The 24,104-nt window shown below is 66.1% G+C and carries 23 protein-coding genes and 1 tRNA gene; 11 read left to right on the forward strand and 13 right to left on the reverse strand.

Annotated elements, in window-relative coordinates; translation table 11 throughout:
* Positions 1-194: 194 nt before the first annotated feature.
* The 4 genes from secA to WS51_RS13225 all read left to right on the forward strand — a co-directional run bounded on the left by secA (position 195) and on the right by WS51_RS13225 (position 5,715).
* Entirely contained in the window at positions 195-2,993 is a 2,799-nt protein-coding gene (gene secA, locus WS51_RS13210) for a preprotein translocase subunit SecA (protein WP_059797818.1), read from the forward strand.
* Between the two features lie 149 nt (positions 2,994-3,142).
* Entirely contained in the window at positions 3,143-4,384 is a 1,242-nt protein-coding gene (gene argJ, locus WS51_RS13215; RefSeq protein WP_069229297.1) for a bifunctional glutamate N-acetyltransferase/amino-acid acetyltransferase ArgJ, read from the forward strand.
* A 21-nt stretch (positions 4,385-4,405) separates the two neighbouring features.
* Positions 4,406-5,275 (forward strand): ATP-binding protein, encoded by an 870-nt coding sequence (locus WS51_RS13220; protein WP_059506883.1) that lies wholly within the window; start codon positions 4,406-4,408, stop codon positions 5,273-5,275.
* Complete coding sequence (locus WS51_RS13225; protein ID WP_069229298.1) at positions 5,272-5,715, forward strand: NUDIX domain-containing protein; 444 nt, start codon at positions 5,272-5,274, stop codon at positions 5,713-5,715. Before WS51_RS13220 ends, WS51_RS13225 begins: the two co-directional genes overlap by 4 nt.
* A gap of 61 nt (positions 5,716-5,776) precedes the next feature.
* Here the strand turns inward: WS51_RS13225 and WS51_RS13230 are convergent, their stop codons facing one another.
* From WS51_RS13230 to WS51_RS13270, 9 genes are all read right to left on the reverse strand, one after another.
* Positions 5,777-5,977 carry a DNA gyrase inhibitor YacG gene (locus WS51_RS13230; RefSeq protein ID WP_069229299.1) on the reverse strand — a complete coding sequence of 67 codons (201 nt, stop codon included), beginning with the start codon at positions 5,975-5,977 and terminating at the stop codon, positions 5,777-5,779.
* A gap of 28 nt (positions 5,978-6,005) precedes the next feature.
* Positions 6,006-6,761 carry a cell division protein ZapD gene (zapD, locus tag WS51_RS13235; RefSeq protein ID WP_014898170.1) on the reverse strand — a complete coding sequence of 252 codons (756 nt, stop codon included), beginning with the start codon at positions 6,759-6,761 and terminating at the stop codon, positions 6,006-6,008.
* A 109-nt stretch (positions 6,762-6,870) separates the two neighbouring features.
* Positions 6,871-7,479, reverse strand: coding sequence for a dephospho-CoA kinase (gene coaE / locus WS51_RS13240; RefSeq protein ID WP_059848585.1), 609 nt, complete (start codon positions 7,477-7,479; stop codon positions 6,871-6,873).
* An 84-nt stretch (positions 7,480-7,563) separates the two neighbouring features.
* Positions 7,564-8,475 (reverse strand): prepilin peptidase, encoded by a 912-nt coding sequence (locus WS51_RS13245; RefSeq protein WP_069229978.1) that lies wholly within the window; start codon positions 8,473-8,475, stop codon positions 7,564-7,566.
* Positions 8,476-8,519: 44 nt separating this feature from the next.
* On the reverse strand, positions 8,520-9,725 hold the full coding sequence (locus tag WS51_RS13250; RefSeq protein WP_069229300.1) for a type II secretion system F family protein: 1,206 nt from the start codon (positions 9,723-9,725) through the stop codon (positions 8,520-8,522).
* Between the two features lie 5 nt (positions 9,726-9,730).
* Complete coding sequence (locus WS51_RS13255) at positions 9,731-11,008, reverse strand: GspE/PulE family protein (RefSeq protein WP_059768340.1); 1,278 nt, start codon at positions 11,006-11,008, stop codon at positions 9,731-9,733.
* A gap of 82 nt (positions 11,009-11,090) precedes the next feature.
* Positions 11,091-12,377, reverse strand: coding sequence for an HlyC/CorC family transporter (locus tag WS51_RS13260; RefSeq protein WP_081053742.1), 1,287 nt, complete (start codon positions 12,375-12,377; stop codon positions 11,091-11,093).
* 148 nt (positions 12,378-12,525) lie between these two features.
* Positions 12,526-12,602, reverse strand: a tRNA-Pro gene (locus tag WS51_RS13265).
* A gap of 148 nt (positions 12,603-12,750) precedes the next feature.
* Positions 12,751-13,746, reverse strand: coding sequence for a polyprenyl synthetase family protein (locus WS51_RS13270; protein WP_059451907.1), 996 nt, complete (start codon positions 13,744-13,746; stop codon positions 12,751-12,753).
* Positions 13,747-13,956: 210 nt separating this feature from the next.
* On the opposite strand from WS51_RS13270, the gene rplU reads away from it, so the two are divergent.
* From rplU to proB, 4 genes are all read left to right on the forward strand, one after another.
* Positions 13,957-14,268 (forward strand): 50S ribosomal protein L21, encoded by a 312-nt coding sequence (gene rplU / locus WS51_RS13275; RefSeq protein WP_006025184.1) that lies wholly within the window; start codon positions 13,957-13,959, stop codon positions 14,266-14,268.
* Positions 14,269-14,292: 24 nt separating this feature from the next.
* On the forward strand, positions 14,293-14,556 hold the full coding sequence (gene rpmA / locus WS51_RS13280; protein ID WP_006476999.1) for a 50S ribosomal protein L27: 264 nt from the start codon (positions 14,293-14,295) through the stop codon (positions 14,554-14,556).
* A 187-nt stretch (positions 14,557-14,743) separates the two neighbouring features.
* Positions 14,744-15,856, forward strand: coding sequence for an Obg family GTPase CgtA (gene cgtA, locus WS51_RS13285; protein WP_059451908.1), 1,113 nt, complete (start codon positions 14,744-14,746; stop codon positions 15,854-15,856).
* A gap of 90 nt (positions 15,857-15,946) precedes the next feature.
* Entirely contained in the window at positions 15,947-17,065 is a 1,119-nt protein-coding gene (proB, locus tag WS51_RS13290; RefSeq protein WP_040143342.1) for a glutamate 5-kinase, read from the forward strand.
* 96 nt (positions 17,066-17,161) lie between these two features.
* On the opposite strand, the gene WS51_RS13295 is transcribed toward proB, so the two are convergent.
* Positions 17,162-17,719, reverse strand: coding sequence for a CNP1-like family protein (locus WS51_RS13295; RefSeq protein WP_059546960.1), 558 nt, complete (start codon positions 17,717-17,719; stop codon positions 17,162-17,164).
* Between the two features lie 63 nt (positions 17,720-17,782).
* Positions 17,783-18,430, reverse strand: coding sequence for an RNA pyrophosphohydrolase (locus WS51_RS13300; protein ID WP_059451911.1), 648 nt, complete (start codon positions 18,428-18,430; stop codon positions 17,783-17,785).
* A 218-nt stretch (positions 18,431-18,648) separates the two neighbouring features.
* Between WS51_RS13300 and WS51_RS13305 the strand changes: the two genes are divergently transcribed.
* A complete protein-coding gene (locus WS51_RS13305) occupies positions 18,649-20,385 on the forward strand; it encodes a proline--tRNA ligase (protein ID WP_059870145.1) in 1,737 nt (578 codons plus the stop codon).
* Positions 20,386-20,406: 21 nt separating this feature from the next.
* Complete coding sequence (locus WS51_RS13310; RefSeq protein ID WP_040143346.1) at positions 20,407-21,015, forward strand: MarC family protein; 609 nt, start codon at positions 20,407-20,409, stop codon at positions 21,013-21,015.
* An 83-nt stretch (positions 21,016-21,098) separates the two neighbouring features.
* Here the strand turns inward: WS51_RS13310 and WS51_RS13315 are convergent, their stop codons facing one another.
* Together WS51_RS13315 and ffh are read right to left on the reverse strand one after the other, a co-directional pair.
* Positions 21,099-21,650: a hypoxanthine-guanine phosphoribosyltransferase gene (locus tag WS51_RS13315; protein WP_009688452.1), complete on the reverse strand. Its 552-nt coding sequence runs from the start codon at positions 21,648-21,650 to the stop codon at positions 21,099-21,101.
* A 94-nt stretch (positions 21,651-21,744) separates the two neighbouring features.
* Positions 21,745-23,112, reverse strand: a complete 1,368-nt coding sequence (gene ffh, locus WS51_RS13320; protein ID WP_040143347.1) for a signal recognition particle protein — start codon at positions 23,110-23,112, stop codon at positions 21,745-21,747.
* 89 nt (positions 23,113-23,201) lie between these two features.
* Here ffh and WS51_RS13325 point away from each other — a divergent pair, with 89 nt between their 5' ends.
* A complete protein-coding gene (locus WS51_RS13325; protein WP_059506889.1) occupies positions 23,202-24,095 on the forward strand; it encodes a cytochrome C assembly family protein in 894 nt (297 codons plus the stop codon).
* Positions 24,096-24,104: the final 9 nt, after the last annotated feature.

Genomic DNA, 24,104 nt, shown 5'->3' on the forward strand with positions numbered 1-24,104 from the left:
GCTTTCGGGCCGTGCGCCGGGCTGCGCGGGCGGGTTCGGCGTGCGGCGCGAGTCCGGCCGGGACACCGGCGCATGCCGACTCGCGTGCTAAAATTGCTCGTTTGATTCCACTAATTCGCTAAGCCGCCGAGGCTCGGGCGTCGGGGCGCGCAACGCGCGCCGGGCGCCGGTGCTGCGACGCAGGATCCGATCCGATGACAACCGGTTTTCTCCAGAAAATTTTTGGCAGCCGCAACCAGCGGCTCGTCAAGCAATACCAAAAGACCGTCGCGACGATCAATGCGCTCGAAACGCAGATCGAGAAGCTGACGGGCGACCAGTTGCGCGGCAAGACGGATGAGTTCCGTCAGCGGATCGCGGGCGGCGAGTCGCTTGACAAGCTGCTGCCCGAGGCATTCGCGGTCTGCCGCGAGGCGAGCCGCCGCGTGCTGAAGATGCGCCACTTCGACGTGCAGCTGATCGGCGGCATGGTGCTCCATTATGGGAAGATCGCGGAAATGCGCACCGGCGAGGGCAAGACGCTCGTCGCGACGCTGCCCGTGTACCTGAATGCGCTGGCCGGGCGCGGCGTGCACGTCGTGACGGTCAACGACTATCTCGCGCAGCGCGACGCCGAGTGGATGGCGCGCCTCTACAACTTCCTCGGTCTGTCGGTCGGCATCAACCTGTCCGGCATGGAGCACGACCAGAAGCAGCAGGCCTACGCGGCGGACATCACGTACGGCACGAACAACGAGTTCGGCTTCGACTACCTGCGCGACAACATGGTCTACGAGACCGACGCGCGCGTGCAGCGGGCGCTGAACTTCGCAGTTGTTGACGAAGTGGACTCGATCCTGATCGACGAGGCGCGCACGCCGCTGATCATCTCGGGCCAGGCGGAAGACCACACCGACCTGTACGTGCGGATGAACGCGCTGCCGCCGCTGCTCGAGCGTCAGATCGGCGAGGAGAAGGCCGACGGCACGGGCGTCGAGAAACCGGGCGACTACACGCTCGACGAGAAGGCGCGCCAGGTGTTCCTGACGGAGTCGGGCCACGAGAAGGCCGAGCGGCTGCTCGCCGAGTGGGGCCTCATCGGCGAGGGCGAGAGCCTGTACGCGCCGCAGAACATCACGCTGATGCACCACGTGTATGCGGCGCTGCGCGCGCACACGCTGTTCCACAAGGATCAGCACTATGTCGTGCAGAACGGCGAAGTGGTGATCGTCGACGAATTCACGGGCCGCCTGATGGCGGGCCGCCGCTGGTCCGACGGCCTGCACCAGGCGGTCGAGGCGAAGGAACACGTGAAGATCCAGAGCGAGAACCAGACGCTCGCGTCGATCACGTTCCAGAACTACTTCCGCATGTACGCGAAGCTCGCGGGCATGACCGGCACGGCGGACACCGAAGCGTACGAATTCAACGAGATCTACGGCCTCGAGACGGTCGTGATCCCGACCAACCGCCCGCCGAAGCGGATCGACAAGCAGGACCAGATCTACAAGACGGCCAAGGAGCGCTACGACGCGGTGATCCGCGACATTCGCGACTGCTACGAGCGCGGCCAGCCGGTGCTGGTCGGCACGACGTCGATCGAGAATTCGGAGCTGCTGTCGCACCTGCTGAAGCAGGCCGGCCTGCCGCACGAAGTGCTGAACGCGAAGCAGCACGAGCGTGAAGCCGCGATCGTCGCGGAAGCCGGCCGTCCGAAGCGCATCACGATCGCAACCAACATGGCCGGTCGCGGTACCGACATCGTGCTCGGCGGCAACGCCGAGAAGCAGGCCGCGTTCATCGAAGCCAACGACGCGATCCCGGCCGACGAAAAGGCGCGCCGCATCAAGCAGCTGCACGACGAGTGGGAAACGCTGCACGAGCAGGTGAAGGCCGCGGGCGGCCTGCACATCATCGGCACCGAGCGCCACGAATCGCGCCGGATCGACAACCAGCTGCGCGGCCGTGCGGGTCGCCAGGGCGACCCGGGCTCGTCGCGCTTCTATCTGTCGCTCGACGATCCGCTGCTGCGCATCTTCGCGGGCGACCGCGTGCGCGCGATCATGGATCGCCTGAAGATGCCGGAAGGCGAGGCGATCGAGGCCGGCATCGTCACGCGTTCGATCGAGTCCGCGCAGCGCAAGGTCGAAGCGCGCAACTTCGACATCCGCAAGCAGCTGCTCGAATACGACGACGTGTCGAACGACCAGCGCAAGGTGATCTACCAGCAGCGCAATGAACTGCTCGAAGCGCACGACATCACCGAGACGATCTCGGCGATGCGTCACGGCGTGATTGCCGAAGTCGTCCACCAGTTCGTGCCGCAAGGCAGCATCGAGGAACAGTGGGACGTGCCCGAGCTCGAGGAAGCGCTGCGCAACGACTGGCAGCTCGACCTCGCGATCCAGGAAATGGTGAACGAGTCGTCGTCGATCACGGCCGAGGAGATTCTCGAAGCAGTGACGGCCGCCGCCGACGAGCAGTACGAGGCGAAGGTCGCGATGGTCGGCCGCGAATCGTTCAGCGCGTTCGAGCGTTCGGTGATGCTGCAGACGGTCGACCGCCTGTGGCGCGAGCACCTCGCGGCGCTCGATCATCTGCGCCAGGGCATCCACCTGCGCGGTTATGCGCAGAAGAATCCGAAACAGGAATACAAGCGCGAAGCGTTCGAGCTGTTTGCCGCGATGCTCGAGGCGATCAAGCAGGAAGTCACGCGTATCGTGATGAACGTGCAGATCCAGTCGCCGGAGCAGCTCGAGGAAGCCGCCGAGCAGATCGAGGAGCGCGGCGGTCATCTCGAAAATGTCGAGTACCAGCATGCCGACTACGCGGAATCGGGCGCGCCGGTCGCGAACGTCGCGGCTGCCACCGCAGCCACGGCGACGGCCGACATGGTAGGCAGCGCGATGACTCACGGCGGCCCGGGCGGCGAGATGCCGAAGGTTGGCCGCAACGACCCGTGCCCGTGCGGCAGCGGCAAGAAGTACAAGCAATGTCACGGGAAGCTGTCATGATCGACGGCGGCGCGCGTCCGCGTGCCGCGTCGTTCCCAGCTTCGAGTCAGTGATAGTGATGTGAGTTGCGGCGGCCCGCGCATGCGGCCGCTGGTTCTTCCAATCGATGCCGGCGCATGCCGGCATTTTCCATCCGGCAGGTGTGCCCCATGGCTGTCAATTTTCCGTCGATCGATCCCGCCCAACTCCATCCCGTCGCCGGCGTCACGCTCGGCTGGGCGGAAGCGAACATCCGCAAGCCGAATCGCAAGGACGTGCTGGTCATCTCCGTCGACGAGGGGGCGACGGTCGCCGGCGTATTTACCGAGAACCGCTTCTGCGCCGCGCCGGTGACGGTGTGCCGCGAGCACCTGGCCAAGGTGCGTGCCGGCGGCGCGGGCATCCGCGCGCTTGTCGTGAACACCGGCAACGCGAATGCGGGCACCGGCGAGCCGGGCCTCGTGAACGCGCGCGAGACCTGCTCGGAACTCGCGCGCCTCGCGGGCATCGATGCCGCGCAGGTGCTGCCGTTCTCGACCGGCGTGATTCTCGAGCCGCTGCCGATCCAGCGCCTGAAGGCCGGGCTGCCCGCCGCGCTCGCGAACCGCAAGGCCGCGAACTGGTACGACGCCGCGCAGGCGATCATGACGACCGACACGCTGCCGAAGGCCACGTCGCGACAGGTGACGATCGACGGCCACACGGTCACGCTCACGGGCATCAGCAAGGGCGCGGGCATGATCAAGCCGAACATGGCGACGATGCTGGGCTTCCTCGCGTTCGATGCGAACGTCGCGCAGCCGGTGCTCGACACGCTCGTGAAGGAAGTCGCCGACCGCTCGTTCAACTGCATCACGATCGACGGCGACACGTCGACGAACGACTCGTTCATCCTGATCGCATCGGGCAAGAGCACGCTGCCCGCGATCACGTCGACCGACTCGCCAGCCTATGCGGCGCTGCGCGACGCGGTCACGCAGGTTGCCCAGGTGCTGTCGCAGCTGATCGTGCGCGACGGTGAAGGCGCGACGAAATTCATGACGGTGCAGGTCGAAGGCGGCAAGAGCGTCGCCGAGTGCCGCCAGATCGCGTATGCGATCGGACACTCGCCGCTGGTGAAGACGGCTTTCTATGCATCCGACCCCAACCTCGGCCGAATCCTCGCCGCGATCGGCTACGCTGGCGTCACGGATCTCGACGTCGGCAAGATCGATCTCTATCTCGACGACGTGCTGGTCGCGAAAGCGGGCGGCCGCAACCCGGCCTACCAGGAAGAGGACGGCCAGCGCGTGATGAAGCAGAGCGAGATCACGATCCGCGTGCTGCTCGGCCGCGGCGACGCGCAGGCAACCGTCTGGACGTGCGACCTGTCGCACGATTACGTGAGCATCAACGCGGATTACCGCTCCTGATCTCGGGAGCATTCGAACGACATGGACAAGCTCGAACAGTTTCTGACGCGCGCGGAAGCGCTGCTCGGCCGCCTCGAGGGAATGCTGCCGCCCGCGCCGGCGGCCATCGACTGGAATGCCGCCACCGCGTTCCGCTGGCGCAAGCGCCAGGGGCGCGGCTATCTGCAGCCGGTGCCTGCGGCATCGTCGATCACGCTCGACGATCTGCACAACATCGATCGACAGAAGGGGCTGATCGAGCAGAACACGCGACAGTTCGTGCAGCGCAAGCCGGCGAACAACGTGCTGCTGACCGGTGCACGCGGCACCGGCAAGTCCTCCCTGATCAAGGCCTGCCTGAACGCTTATGCGAAGGACGGGCTGCGCCTGATCGAGGTCGACAAGGACGACCTGCACGATCTTGGCGACATCGTCGATCTGATCTCGCAGCGCCCGGAGCGGTTCATCGTGTTCTGCGACGACCTGTCGTTCGAGGAAGGCGAATCGGGCTACAAGGCGCTGAAGGTGGCCCTCGACGGCTCGATCGCCGCGCAATCCGACAACGTGCTGATCTACGCGACGTCGAACCGCCGCCATCTGCTGCCCGAGTACATGAGCGACAACGAGTCGTACAAGCATCTGCCGGACGGCGAGATCCACCCCGGCGAAGTCGTCGAGGAAAAGATCTCGCTGTCGGAGCGCTTCGGCCTGTGGGTCAGCTTCTACCCGTTCAAGCAGGACGACTACCTCGACATCGTCGCGCACTGGCTGCGCCATTTCGGTTGCGCGGACGCCGAGATCGAGACGGCGCGCGGCGACGCGCTCGTCTGGGCGCTCGAGCGCGGTTCGCGTTCGGGGCGCGTCGCATGGCAGTTCGCGCGCGACTGGTCGGGTCGCAAGGAGCAGGCATGAGCGCGAATTTCGCAGCAGGCGGCGCGCACGCGCCCGATGGCCGCAAGGTGACCGAGGTCGCGGTTGGCGTGATGGTGCAGCCGGACGGCCGTTACCTGCTCGCGCAACGGCTGCAGGGCAAGCCGTACGAGGGCTACTGGGAGTTCCCGGGCGGCAAGCTGGAGGCCGGGGAGAGCGTGGAGGACGCGCTGGCGCGCGAGCTGCACGAGGAACTCGGCATCGAAGTCACGGCCAGCCACCGCTGGCATACGCTCGAGCACGATTATCCGCACGCGTACGTGCGCCTCTATTTCTGCAAGGTGACGGGCTGGACGGGCGAGCCGCACAGCAAGGAAGGGCAGGCATTCGTGTGGCAGCAACTGCCGGTCGAGGTCGCACCGCTGTTGCCGGCGGCGCTGCCGGTGCTGGAGCTGCTGGAGAAGGAGGCGGCGTCGCAATGACGCCGTGGCGGCTCGCCTGAAAGGCGGGCCATATCGGCTGCGCGGGCGGCCCGCGCGTTGCTCAGCTGTCGCGGCGGCCGTCGGTGCCGTCTTCCTCCGACGACGGACCCTCGTCGGAGGCTCCGCCGATCCGGTACTTTTCCGCGGCCCATGCGCCGAGGTCGAGCTGCTTGCAGCGGGCCGAACAGAAGGGACGGAACTTGTTTTCGGCCGTCCAGCGCACTTCTGCGCCGCACGACGGACATTTCACTACGGTAGTCATACGAAAGCGTCGAACCGGCACGTGGCCGTTACAGATTGCACAGGGTCAGATGGAACGGTACGTCGATGTCCACCGCGCGCGGCCGCACGTCGCCGTCCTGCATGGTGAACCGTACCCAGAGCATGTATTTGTTGGCGCTCGCTTCGGGAATCACGCGCAGCTCCGGCGGCACGCGCACCTGCATCAGCTGGTATGTGCGCCCGGACAGCATCTGCTGGTAGCTGCCCTGCATCGCCATCACCTTCGAAGCCTGGCCCGATTCGCGCGCGAGCCGCAGCACGATCGCTGCGGCGTCGCGCAGCGGCAGCAACGGCAGAATCCATTTGGCGATGTCCTGGCGCCGCTGTTCCGCGGGCCATTGCTGCCACGCATAGTACGACGGCAGATCGAATTTGCACGTGCCGCCGGGAATCACCGCGCGGCTACGGATGCTGGCGAGCCATTCGTTGTCGACCAGATGCTGCCCGGTCTTGCCCTGCATCTGCGCAAGATTGGCAAGCGTCTGCTCGATTTCACCGAGCACGGCCTCGAGCGCATTCTGTTCGATGCCCGGATTGCCGCGAAAGGGGGCGAGCGTCTGGCGTTGACGTTCGAGCTCCTTCATCAGATCCGATTTCAGGTCCGCGCGGCCTGTGACCTCGGCGATTTCGAACAGCGTCGTCAGCGCGACGTGATGTTCCCGCGGGTCCTCCTGAGCCAAAAAGAACGCGAAGCGCTCGAACAGGTCTTCGAGGCGCAGCAGCGTGCGAATTCGCTCGTTGAACGGATACTCGTAAAGAATCAAGCGCGCTCGCCTCTAGGGTAGGGATTGAAACAATGCAGGACATTCTAATGCTCACGGTCTACCCTAGCAACGCACCAATTTCGTACACCATCACGATCGCTCGCGGCGGTCAGTGCGCGGCGGCCGCGCATGCGAGATAGCGCTGGTGCAGTGCATCGACCTGTGCGGCGAGCGCAGCGGGTGTTGTCGCATCGTTGACGATCACGTCGTCGGCCGCGGCGAGACGCGCTTCGCGCGAGGCTTGTCTTGCGATGATCGCCTCGACCTGCTCGCGCGTGAAACCGTTGCGCCGCATCACACGTGCAATCTGCGTTTCGACCGGACAGTCGACGACCAGCACGCGATCGCTGCGCGCCTTCCAGTTACCTGACTCCACGAGCAGCGGCACGACGAAGATCACGTACGGGCCCTGCGCTGCGCGGGCCTCGCGCTCGGTCTCGGCGCGAATCAGCGGATGCGTGATCGCTTCGAGACGCCGGCGTGCGTCGTCGTCGCTGAAAATGAGTGCGCGCATCTTCGCGCGATCGAGCGAGCCGTCGGCCGCGACGAAATCCGGCCCGAATGCATGTTCGATCGCCGGCATTGCGAGGCCGGCCGGTGCGGTGATGCGGTGCGCGATCAGGTCGGTATCGACGAGCGATGCGCCGCGTGCGGCGAACATGTCGGCGACGGTCGTCTTGCCGCTGCCGATGCCGCCGGTGAGTCCTATTGCAAACATGTGTGCCTCCGCCGGGCCGTCGCGAGGCAGCGGCGCGCCGCCCCGCGACGCAGCGAACATGGCGGCCGCCGGCGATGCGCCATGTCAGCCGCCGAGTGCCGAATAGAAAGGGGTGCCGAAAAACAGCGTCGCGACGCCGCCTGCCGCGAGGAACGGGCCGAACGGAATCGGCTCCTCGAAGCGCATGCGTCCGCGCCAGGTCGCGACCAGCCCGACGAGCGCGCCCGTCACCGCGGCGAACAGCACGACTTGCGGCAGCGCGGCCCAGCCCATCCATGCGCCGAGCGCGGCGAGCAGCTTCAGGTCGCCGAAACCGATGCCCTCGATGCCGCGCAACCACTTGAACAGCCAGTAGATCGACCACAGGAACAGGTAACCGGCCATCGCGCCGACCACGGCCGAACGCAGCGACGTGAAGGTGCCGCCGAGGTTCAGGGCAAGACCGGCCCAGAGCAGCGGCAGCGTCATCGAATCGGGCAGGTAGCCGGTCCGGATGTCGATTGCGCTCATCGCGAGTAAAGCCGCGCACAGTCCGAACGCGGCGAATGCCGCGACGGTAGGGCCGAACGCGGCGAGCGAACCGGCGGCGAGCAGCGCACCGGCGAGCTCGACTAGCGGATAGCTCGCGCCGATCGCATGACCGCACTGACGGCAGCGCCCGCGCAACAACAGGTAGCTGACGACCGGGATGTTCTCCCACGCACGCAGCACGTGACCGCAATGCGGACAAGCGCTGCGCGGGCGCCACAGATCGTAGCGCGGCGGATAGCCGTCGTCCGGCGCCGTGCTTGCGCCGCCGGTCACTTCGGCGATCTCGGCTTGCCAGGCGCGCTGCATCATCACGGGGACGCGATGCACGACGACGTTCACGAAGCTGCCGACGCACAAGCCGAGCACGACGGCAAACGCGTACTGCACCGCGGGCGGCAGCATCGTCAGCGCGAGCAGCGTGCTGTCGGGCGAGTCGAAAACGGTGATCAGGGGCGCGGACGTCATGAGGTTCGGGTTCGGCATGAAAGGCGACGGAATCGGTTGCGATGCTACACCACGTTGCCCAGCTGAAGGATGGGCAGATACATCGCGATCACGAGGCCGCCGACGAGTGCGCCCAGCACGATCACGATCAGCGGTTCGCCGAGCGCGCCGAGCGCATCGAGGCGCGCGTCGAGCTGACGCTCGCATAGCGCGGCAATATCGGCGAGCATCGTGTCGAGCGCGCCGGTTTCCTCCGCGACGGCGATCGGTTGCACGACGTCGTCCGGGAAGCAGCCCGCCGCGTGCATCGCATCGGCCAGACGCGCGCCGCGCAGCACGCGCGACGCAATCTGCGCGGTGGCCCGTTCGAACACCGGATGGCCGGCGGTGCGCTCGAGCGTGGCGAACGCATCGGCGAGCGGGACGCCGGCACCGAGCAGCGTTGCAAGCGAGCGGCACCAGCGCGCGGTCGCGAAGCGCGTGAGCGCGCCGCCGACGAGCGGCAGATTCAGCGAATGCCGCGCGACCGTATGGCGCAGCGACGGCGAGCGCCGCAGCGCGTGGCGCGCGGCGAGCCCCGCGATGGCTGCGCCGGCAACCAACATGCCGCCCCACGCGGATGTCGCGGACGAAAGGGCGAGGAGGGCGCGGGTCGGCGCCGGCAGCGCTGCGCCGAAGCCGTCGAAGATCTGCCGGAACGTCGGCACGACCCACACCATCAGCGCGACCGAGATCGCGAGCGCGAACACGATGACGGCGACCGGGTAGGCGAGCGCGGCACGCAGCTTGCGCCATTGCGCATCGGTGCGTTCCCGGTGCTCCGCGACGCGGGTCAGCACGGTACCGAGTGCGCCGGAGGCCTCGCCCACCTCGATCAATTGACGATACAGCGCGCCGAACTGGGCCGGATAGCGTGCGAGCGCGGCTGCGAAGCGTTGCCCGCCGACGATCTCGCGCGCGAGGCCGGCGGCGATGCGCGGCAGCCCGTCGCGTGTGCGCGTGCGGGCGAGCATCTCGAGCGACGGTGCGAGCGGCAGTCCGGCCTGCAGCAAGCTCGCGAGCTGACGCGTGAAGCGCGTGACCTCTTTTGCGCCGGCGGCCGGAGGCCGGGCCGCGCCGCGAATGTCGAGCGACAGCACCGCGACGCCGTCGCGCGCGAGCGCTGCGCGTGCGGCGGCTGCATCGAATGCGATGACGTCGCCGTGGCATGGCGTGCCGTCGCGACGACGGCCGCGCCACGCGAAGCGGCTTTCGTTTGGCGGTGCAGGCATGGCAATCACGCGTCAGGCGTCGCGGCCAACGCTTCCGCGACGCTCGTCGTGCCGTCGCGGACGTGCGCGAGTGCCGCGTCGCGCAGAGTCCGTACGCCGTCGGCGGCCGCGCATTGCGCGAGCGTGCCGACGCTCGCGCGCGCGACGATGTGCTCCGCCATCGCCGGTGAAACCGGCATCGTCTGATGCAGGCCGATCCGGCCGCGATAACCGATGCCGTGACAGGCGGCGCAGCCGCGTGCGACGAACGGACGCCATCCGGATTCCAGCGCTGCCGGATCGCAGCCGGCTTCGCCCAGCGCGCGTGCCGATACGTCCGAACGCACGCGGCAGACGGTGCAAAGGCGCCGAACGAGGCGTTGCGCGGTGACGAGGCGCAATGCGGCCGCGAGGTTGTAGGGCGCGACGCCGATGTCGAGCAGTCGCGCGACGGCTGCCGGCGCGTCGTTCGTATGCAGTGTCGACAGCACGAGGTGCCCGGTCTGCGCGGCCTTGATCGCGACGTCGGCCGTTTCCGCGTCGCGTATCTCGCCGACCATGATCACGTCCGGGTCCTGCCGCAGCAGCGCGCGCAGCGCCGTGGCGAAAGTGAGCCCGGCTTTTTCGGCCACGCCGACCTGGTTGATGCCGTCGAGCTGAATCTCGGCCGGATCCTCGACGGTGCACACGTTGTGCGCATCTCGATCGAGCATTTGCAGCGCGCAGTAGAGCGACAGCGTCTTGCCGCTTCCGGTCGGCCCGGTGACGAGAACGAGGCCGTGCGGCGCGCGAATTGCGGCCTCCATTGCCGCGGCCTGCCGCGCGTCGAAGCCGAGGCGCGCGAGCGTGAGATCGGGCGGCAACGTTTCGAGGCGGCGCAACACCAGCTTCTCGCCGAACAACGTCGGCAGCGAGCTGACGCGGTAGTCGCCGCGCATGCCGCCGTCGACCGTGATGCGCAGCCGGCCGTCTTGCGGAAGCCGGCGCTCGGCGATGTCCATGCGGGCGAGTACCTTGATCCGCGTCACGAGTGCGTCGCGCAAATGCGCAGGCGGCCGCGCGTGTTCATGCAGGACGCCGTCGATGCGCAGGCGGATGCGCCAGCCTGCTTCGGATGGTTCGATGTGGACGTCGGACGCGTCGCGCACGCGGGCGGCGTGCAGCGTGTCTGTCAGCAGCCGGACGGCGGGCGAGTCGTCGAGCTGCGCCGCGTCGAGCGGCCGTGGCGTTTCAGCGGACGATGCGTTGCTGGAGGCGGGTGGCCGCTGCCCGCGCAGCGGCGCCCCGGGGGCTGGGAAGTGCATGTGAGCCGGCGCTCGGCCGCCTGTTGATCGTGACCTGCAAATGGTCGCGTATCGCGAGCGGCGCCGACAGTCGGCCGTTCGGCTAGCGCGCGGCGCGCGCGCGCGTGCCGCGTGGCCTGAACAGCTTGACGGTTCGAACGGCCTGGTCGTCGCTGCGCATCACCTCGAGCATCACGTCTTGGATTTTCAGGCACACGTCGCCTTCGGGAATTTCCTCGAGGATCTCGAGGATCAGGCCGTTCAGCGTCTTCGGTCCGTCGGTGGGCAGTTGCAGGTGCAGCCAGCGGTTCAGTTCGCGCAGCGGCATGCTGGCGGCGACGATGCATTCGCCGTTCTGATCCCAGCCGCCCGCGCGCTCGCCGCGCGGCATCGACGTCGTGAATTCGCCGATCAGTTCCTCGATGATGTCCTCGGGCGTGACAAGCCCCTCGAGTTCGCCGTATTCGTTGACGACGAGCGCGGTTCGCTGCCGGCTTTCCTGGAAATACTGGAGCTGCTGCACCACCGGCGTGCCCGACGGCACGTAGTACGGCTCGGCGAGCAGCGTGCGCAACGTTTCGCGATCGAAATCCTGGTTGTGCAGCGCGGTGAGTGTTTTCCTCACATGCAGCACGCCGAGCACCTTGTCGATGTCGCCTTCGTAGACGACCAGACGGTTGTGATAGCAGGTCTCGAGCTGATGCAGGATGTCGTCGAGCGGCGCGTAGAAGTTCAGCGATTCGATTTGCCGGCGCGGCACCATCACGTCGTCGACGGTGATGTTCTCGAGGTCGAACAGGTTGAGCAGGATGCTGCGGTGCTTGGTCGGCATGAAGCTGCTCGATTCGAGCACGATCGCGCGCAGCTCGTCGGCCGACATGCGCTGGTCGCGGCCCTTCTTCGTATTGATGCGCAGCACCCAGAGCACGCCGTTCGCGAGCGCGTTGACGAACCACACGACCGGCTTGAACACGCGCATCAGCGGCGCGATCACGAGACTGGCGGGCAGCGCGATGCGCTCGGGGAAGGTCGCGCCGACGATCTTCGGCGCGATTTCCGCGAACACGATGATCAGGAACGCGACGATGCCGGTCGCGATCGACAGCGCGAGGTTGTTACGGCCGAACGTGTGCAGCGCGAGCGAAGTGGTCAGGACCGGGATGATCGTGTTGAACAGATTGTTGCCGATCAGGATCACGCTGAGCAGCAGGTCGGTGCGCGTGAGAAGACCCTGCGTGGTTTTCGCGCCGAGTACGCCCTGGCCGGCGAGATGCTTCAGCCGATGGCGGTTGAGCGCCATCATCGCGGTCTCGGAAATGGAAAAGAAGCTGGAACAGAGGAGAAGCAGGAAGACGGCGCCGATTTGCGCCCATAAGGGAATTTGGTCCACGCGTCAGAAAGGGCAGTGAAGGACAGGGATGGAGGAAATATAGCAGAGGCCGGCGGCCGGGTCGTGTCGCGCGCCGCATGGCGACCACGCGATCGGCAGAGGAAAGGCAAAAAAAAACCGTGCACATGGTGCACGGTTTTTTCAGATCTGGTCGGGGTGAGAGGATTCGAACCTCCGGCCTCTACGTCCCGAACGTAGCGCTCTACCAGGCTAAGCTACACCCCGATTTTTGCTCTTCCGACTCCGGCGCCTTCGTGAAGATCGCTGCGTCGTCTCAAGCAAGAACGTAACTATAACGATGTTTTTTCTAAAAGGGAATACCTTCGCGAAGAAATTTTTCGAGAGAAGGTATCGCGTTCCCTTCGCGGCGCGCTTACGACTGCCGCGACGTCGAATACGAGCACAGCGCGAGCAGGCTTTCCTTGTAGATCGAATCCGGGAACGCGGCGATCGCGGCAGCGGCGGCCTGTGCTTCCTGGCGCGCGCATTCGAGCGTGTGGTCGAGCGCGCCTGAACGGGTGATCGCATCGAAGATCGTATCGAAGCGATCGGTGCCGCCTTGTTCGATCGCCTCGCGCGCGAGCGCCGACTGTTCGGGCGTGCCGCGTTCGATCAGATAGATGAGCGGCAGCGTCGGTTTGCCTTCGCGCAGATCGTCGCCGGCATTCTTGCCCATCGCTTCGGCCGTGCCCGCGTAGTCGAGCCAGTCGTCCATGATCTGGAATGCGGTGCCGATGCGGCGGCCATATTCGGCCGCGGCGGCTTCGGTCGGCGCATCGGCGCCGGCGAGCACCGCGCCCAGGCGGGCCGATGCCTCGAACAGCTTTGCCGTCTTGTAGCGGATTACCTGCATGTAGCGCGACTCGTCGACGTCCGCATCGTGCATGTTCAGGAGCTGCAGCACTTCACCTTCGGAAATGATCGTCGTCGCTTCCGACAGGATTTCCATCACGCGCATCTTGCCGACGCCGACCATCATCTCGAACGAGCGCGAATAGAGGTAGTCGCCTACCAGCACGCTTGCGGCGTTGCCGAACAGCGCATTGGCCGTCTGGCGGCCGCGCCGCAGTTCGGATTCGTCGACGACGTCGTCATGCAGCAGCGTGGCCGTGTGGATGAACTCGACGACGGCGGCCAGCACGTGCCGCTGGTGCGACGTCTCGCCGAGCGCGCCGGCGACGAGCAACAGCAGCGCCGGACGCAGCCGCTTGCCGCCCGCGCCGATGATGTACTCGGCGATCTGGTTGATCAGCAGCACGTCGGACGCGAGACTTTGCCGGATAACGCGATTGACCTGCTCCATGTCGCTGGCGATCGGGGCGAGCAGGTGGGCGGCGCTGAGGGTGGGGGAGGCGGTGGACGACGACATGATGATCGAAATGGGTGATGCCGCGGATTATAAGTCGAATCCGCGGTATCCCGGTCTGTCGGACGTGCCGGCGCCGTGATTTTGGCCGTCCGGCCAGGGCTTGCGCGCGGCAATCGTGGATCGGCTTTGACTTGGGTGCTAACCCCATGTATAATCACGTGTTTTCCGCGCGTGGTGTGCGGGAAAATTGGATCCAGAGTGAGGTTCTCAATGTACGCGGTCATAAAAACCGGCGGCAAGCAGTACAAGGTTGCCGTTGGCGAAAAACTCAAAGTAGAACAGATACCGGCTGACATTGACGCTGAAATCACGCTCGACCAGGTTCTCGCAGTGGGCGAAGGCGAATCGATTAAGTTCGGTACGCCGCTGGTCAGTGGGGCTTCCGTCAAGGCCACCGTTGTGTCGCACGGTCGTCATGCCAAGGTCACCATCTTCAAGATGCGTCGCCGGAAGCACTACCAAAAGCACGGCGGCCACCGCCAGAACTACACTGAGCTGCGCATCGACGCGATCAACGCGTAAGCGCCTCGGTAAAGGAGCAATCAGATGGCACACAAAAAGGCAGGCGGCTCTTCCCGGAACGGCCGCGACTCCGAGTCGAAACGTCTCGGCGTGAAAGTGTACGGCGGCCAGGCGATCAACGCCGGCGGCATCATCGTGCGTCAGCGCGGTACGCGCATGCACGCTGGCGAGAACGTCGGCATGGGCAAGGATCACACCCTGTTCGCGCTGGTCGACGGTCACGTCAAGTTCGCGACCAAGGGCGCGGACAAGAAGCATCTGGTCATCGTCGTCCCGGCGGCTGCCTAAGTTCAGGCACCCACGGGCTTCGTAGCCGAAAGGCCCCGCAGTCTTCGCGGGGCCTTTTTTTATTTGGCCGCCGGGCGCATGTGCGCACCGGCGGCTGTCGCGAAACGGCACGCAATCGGCCAAACGGCAGATTGTTCAAGCGCGCCGGCGCGCGGCACAATAGCGGAAATACTGGTCGGAGTGACGAATGAAGTTCATTGACGAAGCACGAATCGAAGTCATCGCCGGCGACGGAGGCGATGGCAGCGCGTCGATGCGCCGCGAGAAATTCGTTCCGTTCGGCGGGCCGGATGGCGGCGACGGCGGCCGGGGCGGCAACGTCTACGCGATCGCCGACCGCAACATCAACACGCTGATCGACTATCGTTACGCGAAGAAGCACCTGGCGCGCAACGGCGAAAACGGTCGCGGATCCGATTGTTACGGCAAGGGCGGTGACGACGTCACGCTGCGCATGCCGGTCGGCACGGTCGTGACCGACATGGAGACGGGCGAGCTGATCGCCGATCTGACCGAGCACGACCAGCTGGTGATGCTCGCGAAGGGCGGCGCCGGCGGTCTCGGCAACCTGCATTTCAAGTCGAGCACGAACCGCGCGCCGCGCCAGAAAACCGACGGCAAGCCCGGCGAACGGCGCATGCTGAAGCTCGAGCTGAAGGTGCTCGCCGACGTCGGTCTGCTCGGCATGCCGAACGCCGGCAAGTCGACCTTCATCTCGTCGGTGTCGAACGCGAAGCCGAAGATCGCCGACTATCCGTTCACGACGCTTGCGCCGAACCTCGGCGTCGTGCGGGTCGGCCCGAGCAAGAGCTTCGTGATCGCCGACATCCCGGGGCTGATCGAGGGCGCGGCCGAAGGCGCGGGCCTCGGCCACCAGTTCCTGCGACACCTGCAGCGCACCGGCGTGCTGCTGCATCTCGTCGATCTGGCCCCGTTCGACGAAAGCGTCGATCCGGTCGCGGAGGCAACGGCGATCGTCGGCGAACTGCGCAAGTACGACGAGGCGCTTTACGAGAAGCCGCGCTGGCTCGTCCTCAACAAGCTCGACATGGTGCCGGAAGACGAGCGCGAGGCGCGCGTCGCCGATTTCCTCGAGCGTTTCGGCTGGGATGGCCCGGTGTTCGAGATTTCGGCGCTCACGGGGCAGGGTTGCGAAGCGCTGTGCTATGCGATCTACGACTACCTCGCCGAGCATTCGGACGCCCATCGCGCGGCGGAAGAGGAAGACCTGGCCGCTGACGTGCGGTTCCGCGATGCGCCGTCCGCCGATGGCGGCGCGACGCCCGGCGACGACGCCTGAGCGGGGCCGGAGCGCACCGGGCATCGCGCCTGGTGCCGGAATTTAATCGCGCCCGGCCGGGCAGGCATCAGATACAGGAGACAGCGCACGATGCGTTCGATCATCGCGGATTCGAAGCGATTGGTGGTGAAGGTGGGCTCGAGCCTCGTAACCAACGACGGCAAGGGGCTCGATCATGCAGCGATCGGTCGCTGGGCGGCCCAGATAGCCGCACTGCGGGCGCAGGGCAAGGAAGTGGTGCTCGTGAGTTCGGGCGCGATCGCCGAAGGGATGCAGCGGCTCGGCTGGAGCAAGCGCCCGCGCGAGATCGACGAACTGCAGGCTGCCGCCGCGGTCGGCCAGATGGGCCTCGCGCAGGTCTATGAAAGCCGCTTCACCGAGCACGATATCCGCACCGCGCAGATCCTGCTGACGCACGCCGATCTTGCCGATCGCGAACGCTACCTGAATGCGCGCTCGACGCTGCTCACGCTGCTGCGGCTCGGCGTCGTGCCGATCATCAACGAGAACGACACGGTCGTCACCGACGAAATCAAGTTCGGCGACAACGACACGCTCGGCGCGCTGGTCGCGAACCTGATCGAAGGCGACGCGTTGATCATCCTGACCGATCAGTCGGGGCTGTTCACCGCCGATCCGCGCAAGGATCCGAACGCGACGCTGGTCGCGGAAGCCAGTGCGGGCGCGCCGGAACTCGAGGCGATGGCGGGCGGGGCCGGCTCGAGCCTCGGCCGCGGCGGAATGCTGACGAAGATCCTCGCGGCGAAGCGCGCAGCGCACAGCGGCGCGAACACCGTGATCGCGAGCGGCCGCGAAGCCGACGTGCTAGTGCGGCTGGCGGCGGGCGAGGCGATCGGCACGCAGCTGGTCGCACGCACCGCGCGGATGGCCGCGCGCAAACAATGGATGGCCGATCACCTGCAGGTGCGCGGGCACGTCGTGATCGATGCCGGCGCGGTCGAGAAGCTGACGGCCGGCGGCAAGAGCCTGCTGCCGATCGGCGTGACCGGCGTGCAGGGCGCCTTCGCGCGCGGCGAGGTCATCGCCTGCGTCGGCCCCGATGGACGCGAAGTGGCGCGCGGTCTCACGAACTACAGCAGCGCGGAAACGAAGCTGATTCACCGCAAACCCAGCGGCGAGATCGAGACGGTGCTCGGCTACATGCTGGAGCCGGAACTGATTCACCGAGACAACCTCGTGCTCGTGTAAGTGCCCGGTCAAGGCGTCTCGAGATACTAAAAAAGCCCGCATCGTGCGGGCTTTTTGTTGCGGCCGGCCGAAGGGCTTCCGGCCGGCGTCGCGCCATCAGCGCAACTGGCTCATCGCGGTGCGATGGAACCGGATGTTCTCGAGAATCTGCTGGGTCGTGCCCTGCGGCATCTTGTTCGAGCAGAAGTAGTCCTGGTACAGCGCCGAGTGATACGCGTTCAGCTCACCGTTCTCGATGCGACGCCAGTCGTTCTCGACCGTGCGGTCCCAGCCGTCGTGATCCGCATTCAGTCCCGCATACTGACGCCATTCGTAGGTGTCGCAGCGGATGCCTTCGTAGTTCACGTTGCGGGCGCCGGCCGGACTCGTGATGACGACCGCATAGCGCACGACGCCGTCAGTGCCGACCGCGAGCGACTTCGCATCGACGGAGAACTTGAGCGGCGTGTTCTGCGATACGTTGAACGGCAGCAGGTCGCCCGCTTGCGGAAGCGGCGGCAGCGTGTCGACCGGGTTTTCCTTCCAGTTGCCCTGGCGGTCCAGCAGGTACACGAATTCGCTGTCGTCCTTGTTGGTCGGCGTCTTCGAATTCGCGCAACCGGCCAGCGTGGCCGCCGCGACAATCGATGCGAGCGCGAGAGCAATCGCTTTCAATATGCATTCCTCGTAAAAAAAGGGCGCGACACAAGGTCGCGCCCGGTCATGCAGTCCGACTCGTCATTTGCCGACGATCTCGCGGGGCGGCATCTCGTCGAGCGTGCTCGCCTCCGCTTCGATCTCCGAACACACTACCGATGTGTCGACAATCGTCAGCGTCTGCTGGACCTGCGCCCCGACGACGCGCGGATAGCGCGCCGGACGCGGCCCGCGCGGCTTTTCGGCTCGCTGCGCCGGGCGGCGCAGGAAGCGCGACAGTTCCGTCAGCGCCAACTGATAAACATCCCGCTTGAACTCGATCACCGCATCGAGCGGCACCCAGTACTCGTTCCAGCGCCACGCATCGAACTCCGGGTGATCGGTCGCGCGCAAGCAAATGTCGCAATCGCGTCCGACCATCCGCAGCAGGAACCAGATCTGCTTCTGGCCGCGGTAATGGCCGCGTACTTCGCGTTTGATGAACTTGTCAGGCACCTCGTAACGCAACCAGTCGCGGGTGCGGCCGATTATCTTGACGTGTTCCGGATGCAGGCCGGTCTCCTCGTGCAGTTCCCGGTACATCGCCTGCATGGGGGTCTCGCCGTACTTGATCCCACCTTGAGGAAACTGCCAGGAGTGCTCGCGGAGCCGCTTGCCCCAAAACACCTCGTTGCGCGCGTTCAAGAGGATGATGCCGACGTTCGGGCGAAAGCCTTCACGATCCAGCATACAACCACCTTCGAATCCTTTAAAATTGCTTTGATTATAAACAGATAACGGGCGCTGCGCACCGTGACGGAGCGAATCCGCGCGGGGTGCATCGGCTGAATTGTCCCTGATTTGTCTGCTACGTCATCTGCGCCATCGCCGTTCGTCGCGCGCAGATTTTTCACCTTGAAACTTTTTCGGGCGCCCCGCCTTGGGGCGCCGCATTTGGAACCGTCCGCATGAAAGCTTCCCGTTTCTTTATCGGCACCCTCAAAGAAGCACCGGCCGACGCAGAGATCGTCAGCCACAAGCTGATGGTGCGCGCCGGCATGATCCGTCGCGTCGCCGGCGGCATCTACAACTACCTGCCGGTCGGCCTGCGTTCCATTCGCAAGGTCGAGGCGATCGTGCGCGAGGAAATGAACCGGGCGGGCGCCATCGAGCTGCTGATGCCGGCCGTGCAGCCGGCCGAGCTGTGGCAGGAATCGGGCCGCTGGGAACAATACGGCCCCGAGTTGCTGCGCTTCAAGGACCGCAAGGACAACGACTTCGTGATCGGGCCGACGCACGAGGAAGTCATCACCGACATCGCGCGCAACCAGATCAAGAGCTACCGGCAGATGCCGGTGAACTTCTATCAGATCCAGACGAAGTTCCGCGACGAGATTCGGCCGCGCTTCGGCGTGATGCGCGGCCGCGAATTCATCATGAAGGACGCGTATTCGTTCGACAAGGACGCAGCCGGCCTGAACGAGTCGTATCGCAAGATGTATGACGCATACGTGCGCATCTTCACGCGCCTCGGCCTCGAGTTCCGTGCGGTCGCGGCCGACAGCGGCTCGATCGGCGGCAACTTCTCGCACGAGTTCCACGTGATCGCCGATACCGGCGAGGACGCGATCGCCTATTGCCCGACGTCCGAGTTCGCGGCGAACATCGAGGCGGCCGAAGCGCTGCCGCTGATCGCCGAACGCGCGGCGCCGGCCGAAGCGATGGAAAAGGTCGCGACGCCCGGCAAGGCGAAGTGCGAAGCCGTCGCCGAATTGCTGGAGATCCCGCTCGAGCGCACGATCAAGTCGATCGTGCTGGCCACCGACAACGAAGGTGCCGAGCCGACCATCTGGCTCGTGATGCTGCGCGGCGACCACGACCTGAACGAAATCAAGGTGTCGAAGCTGCCGGGGCTGAAGAACCATCGCTTCGCGACCGAGCAGGAAATCGTCGAGTGGTTCGGCACGCCGCCGGGCTATCTCGGCCCGGTCGGCACGAAGAAGCCGGTGAAGGTGATCGCCGATCGCACGGTCGCGAACATGAGCGACTTCGTCGTCGGCGCGAACGAGGTCGACTATCACATCGCGGGCGTGAACTGGGGCCGCGACCTGCCGGAGCCGGAAGTCGCCGACGTGCGCAACGTGAAGAAGGGCGATCCGTCGCCGGACGGCAAGGGCGAGATCGACATCTGCCGCGGCATCGAAGTGGGCCACGTGTTCCAGCTCGGCACCAAGTACTCGGAAGCGATGGGCGCGACGTTCCTCGACGAATCCGGCAAGCCGCAGCCGATGCTGATGGGCTGCTACGGTGTCGGTGTCACGCGCATTCTCGGCGCGGCCATCGAGCAGAACTTCGACGAGAAGGGCATCATCTGGCCCGAATCGATCGCCCCGTTCGAGGTCGTGCTGTGCCCGATGGGCTACGATCGCAGCGAGATGGTTCGCGAGGCGGCCGACAAGCTGTACGCGGAACTGGCCGCCGCCGGCGTCGATGTGATCCTCGACGACCGCGGCGAGCGCCCGGGCGTGATGTTCGCCGACTGGGAACTGATCGGCGTGCCGCATCGCCTGGTGATCGGCGAGCGCGGCCTGAAGGAAGGCAAGATCGAGTACCAGGGCCGCCGCGACGCCGAAGCGACGCTGCTGCCGGCCGACGCGGCCGCGGCGACGGTGACGGAGAAGATCCGCGCCGCGCTCGCGCGCTAAGCGCTGCAACCGGGGGACACGGTGGAATACACCTTCCTGTCGGCCACCGTGCTCCTCGTGCTGATCACGGATCCGCTCGGCAACATTCCGCTGTTCATCACGGCGATGCGCGACGTGCCGCGCGAGCGGCGCGTGAAGCTGATCCTGCGTGAAGTGGGGATCGCATTCGTGATCCTGCTGTTCTTCATGGTGGTCGGCGACCGCTTCCTGCGGATGATGAGCCTCACCGACCTGTCGCTGCGGCTCGGCGGCGGGATCGTGCTGTTCCTGATCGCGTTGCGGATGATCTTCCCGCATCCGGACGGCGCGCTCGGCAGCGATCCGCGCGCAGGCGGCGAGCCGTTCATCGTGCCGCTGGCGATTCCGGCGCTTGCCGGGCCGTCCGCGCTCGCGACGGTAATGCTGCTCACGTCGCAGGCGCCGGGCAAGATGTTCGAGTGGGTCGGCGCGCTGACGGTCACGATGATCGTCTGCGCGATCACGCTGGTGCTGGCTGAAAGGATTCAGGCGTGGCTCGGCGAGCGGACCGTCGCCGCGTTCGAGCGGCTGATGGGCCTCGTGCTTGTCGCGATCTCGGTCGAGATGCTGCTGGCCGGCATTCGCGCGTTCGTGCACCAGTTGCAGCCGTAGCGCGGGCGGTGCGGTCGATGAAAAAAGCGGCGCTCCGGAAAACGGAGCGCCGCTTTCCATTTATATGGCGGGCAGGGCGGCGATCACACGTTCGCGGTCAGCGCGCGGATCGTCGGCAGGTTGCGCCAGTAGCCCTTTGCGTCCATCCCGCAGCCGAACACGTAGCGGTCCGGCACCGAGAAGCCGCAGAAGTCGGGGTGCAGCGGTTTCGCCTTCGCGAGCGTCTTCTCGCACAGCACGGCGGACATGAAGCGCTTCGCGCCCATGTCGAGGATGCGGTCGCGGATCGCGGCCATCGTCTCGCCTTCGTCGAGGATGTCGTCGAGCACGAGCACGATCCGGTCCTTCACCGATTCACGCGGTGCGACGCGCCAGTGCATCTCCGGGCTGCCCTGCGTGGTGTTGCGGTAGCGGGTCAGGTGGATGTAGTCGAACTCGAGCGGGAAATCGAGGTGCGGCAGCAGCATCCCGGTAAACACCGCGGCGCCGCCCATCACCGAGAGAACGAGCGGGAACGCATCGCCGATCTCGGCGCGGATCGCGTCGGCCATCCGGGCGATCGATGCGTTGACGGCATCGGCCGAGACGATCTCTTCGGAGTGGTCGAAAATGTGGAGGGCTTCTTCGCGGTTCATGTGTTCTGGCGGGCAGTCGGTATACAAATAAGGATGAGGCAGAACGGCCAGCGCGCGCTACGGCAAAAACCCGCGCGCCGACCGACGGGCGGAATCAGCGCATGCCGGGCATCATGCCCTTCAGGCCGCGCATCATCTTCTGCATGTTGCCGCCCTTCAGCTTCTTCATCATCGTACGCATCTGGTCGTACTGGTTCAGCATCCGGTTGACTTCCTGCACCGGCACGCCCGCGCCGGCTGCAATGCGGCGCTTGCGCGTCGCCTTGATGATTTCGGGTTTCGCGCGCTCGGCGGGCGTCATCGAGCTGATGATCCCTTCCATGCGGCGGATCGATTTCTCCGCCTGGCTCATGTCGGCGCCTGCCGCCGCCTGCTGGAACTGCGCCGGCAGCTTGTCCATCAGCGACGACAGGCCGCCCATGTTCTTCATCTGCGAAATCTGCGCGCGGAAATCGTTGAGGTCGAAGTCGCCGCCCTTCTTGACCTTGTCGGCGAGCTTCTGCGCGGCCTGCACGTCGACGCCGCGCTGTGCCTCCTCGACGAGTGCGAGGATGTCGCCCATGCCGAGGATCCGGTTCGCCATCCGGTCCGGGTGGAACACCTCGAGGCCGTCGAGCTTCTCGGCGACGCCGACGAACTTGATCGGCTTGCCCGTGATGTGGCGCACCGACAGCGCGGCACCGCCGCGCGAATCGCCGTCGAGCTTGGTCAGCACGACGCCGGTGAGCGGCAGCGTGTCGTTGAACGCCTTCGCGGTGTTGACCGCGTCCTGGCCGAGCATCGCGTCGACGACGAACAGCGTCTCCGCCGGCTTCAGCGCGCCGTGCAGCGCGGCGATTTCCTGCATCATCGCTTCGTCGATACCGAGGCGGCCGGCCGTGTCGACGATCAGCACGTCATGGTAGTGGCGCTTCGCCCAGTCGACGGCCGCGAGCGCGATGTCGACGGGCTTCTGGTCCGGCGTCGACGGGAAGAAGTCGGCGCCGACCTGTTCGCTCACCGTTTTCAGCTGCATTATCGCGGCCGGGCGATACACGTCGCACGACACCGTCAGCACCTTCTTCTTGTACTTCTCGCGCAGCAGCTTCGCGAGCTTGCCGGCGGTGGTCGTCTTGCCGGCGCCCTGCAGGCCGGCCATCAGGATCACCGCGGGCGGCGTGACCGCGAGGTTCAGCTCGGCGGCCTTGCCTTCGTAGTCGCCGCCGATCACGGCGGTCAGTTCCTTCTGGACCACGCCGACGAGCGCCTGGCCCGGCGACAGGCTGCTGATCACTTCCTCGCCGAGCGCCTTTTCCTTGACCTTGGCGATGAATTCGCGGACGACGGGCAACGCGACGTCGGCTTCCAGCAGCGCGAGACGCACCTCGCGGAGCATCTCCTGGGTGTTCGCCTCGGTAAGCCGGGCCTCGCCGCGCAGCGTCTTGACGACGCGCGCCATCCGTTGAGTGAGATTGTCGAGCATGGGGAGCGATGGACAGTGGGGCCCGAAGGCGCAACGGAACCGAACAAAGGGAGCCGTCGCGGGAAGGGGGCCTAGTGTAAACTTCGAACATGGATATTGTACTGTATGCCCTCACCGCATTCCTGTACGGCGGCCTCGCCGTCGCAGGCTGGCGCACGCACCGCCAGGGCGCGACCTCGCTCGTCGCGAGCGTGCCGGCCGTGCCGGTTCCGGCGTCCGCCGCATCGGGGATGAGCGGGGCCGGCCGCGCGCTGCTGTTCGCGGCGCTCGTCGCGCACGGCGTGCTGCTGCACATGACGATTTTTCCGCACGACGCGATGGTCTTCGGCTTCGCGTTCGCGCTGTCCGCGATGTTCTGGCTCGGCGCCGGCATCTACTGGATCGAGAGCTTCTTCTTCCCGCTCGACAGCCTGCGCCTGCTGGTGCTGCCGCTCGCATGCGGCGCGTCGCTGCTGCCGCTCGTGTTCGGCGGCGTGCGGGTGCTGCCTTATGCCGCGGCGCCGCTGTTCAAGATGCACTTCCTGATCGCGAACATCGCGTATGGCCTGTTCGCGATCGCCGCGCTGCACGCGGTGCTGATGCTGATGGTCGAGCGGCGCCTGCAGTCGCTGAGGAGCGGCGGGCGCGACGGCTCGACCGGCTGGATCGCGAGCTGGCTCGAGACGCTGCCGCCGCTGCTCACGCTCGAGAAGCTGTTGTTCCGCCTGATCGGCGCAGGCTTCGTGCTGCTGACGCTCACGCTCGCGTCGGGAATCCTGTTCAGCGAGCAGGTCGATGCGCGCGCGCTGCGGCTCGATCACAAGACGGTGTTTGCGGTGCTGTCGTGGCTGATGTTCGGCGGCCTGCTGGTGGCCCGCAAGACGTCGGGCTGGCGCGGGCGCGGCGCCGCGCGCTGGGTGCTCGTGTCGTTTGCCGCGCTGCTGCTCGCGTATGTCGGCAGCCGGTTCGTTTTCGAGGTGCTGCTGCACCGCTCCGTGGTTTGAACGCAGGTC

It is taken from the genome of Burkholderia territorii, assembly GCF_001718335.1.
Taxonomy (GTDB): domain Bacteria; phylum Pseudomonadota; class Gammaproteobacteria; order Burkholderiales; family Burkholderiaceae; genus Burkholderia; species Burkholderia territorii.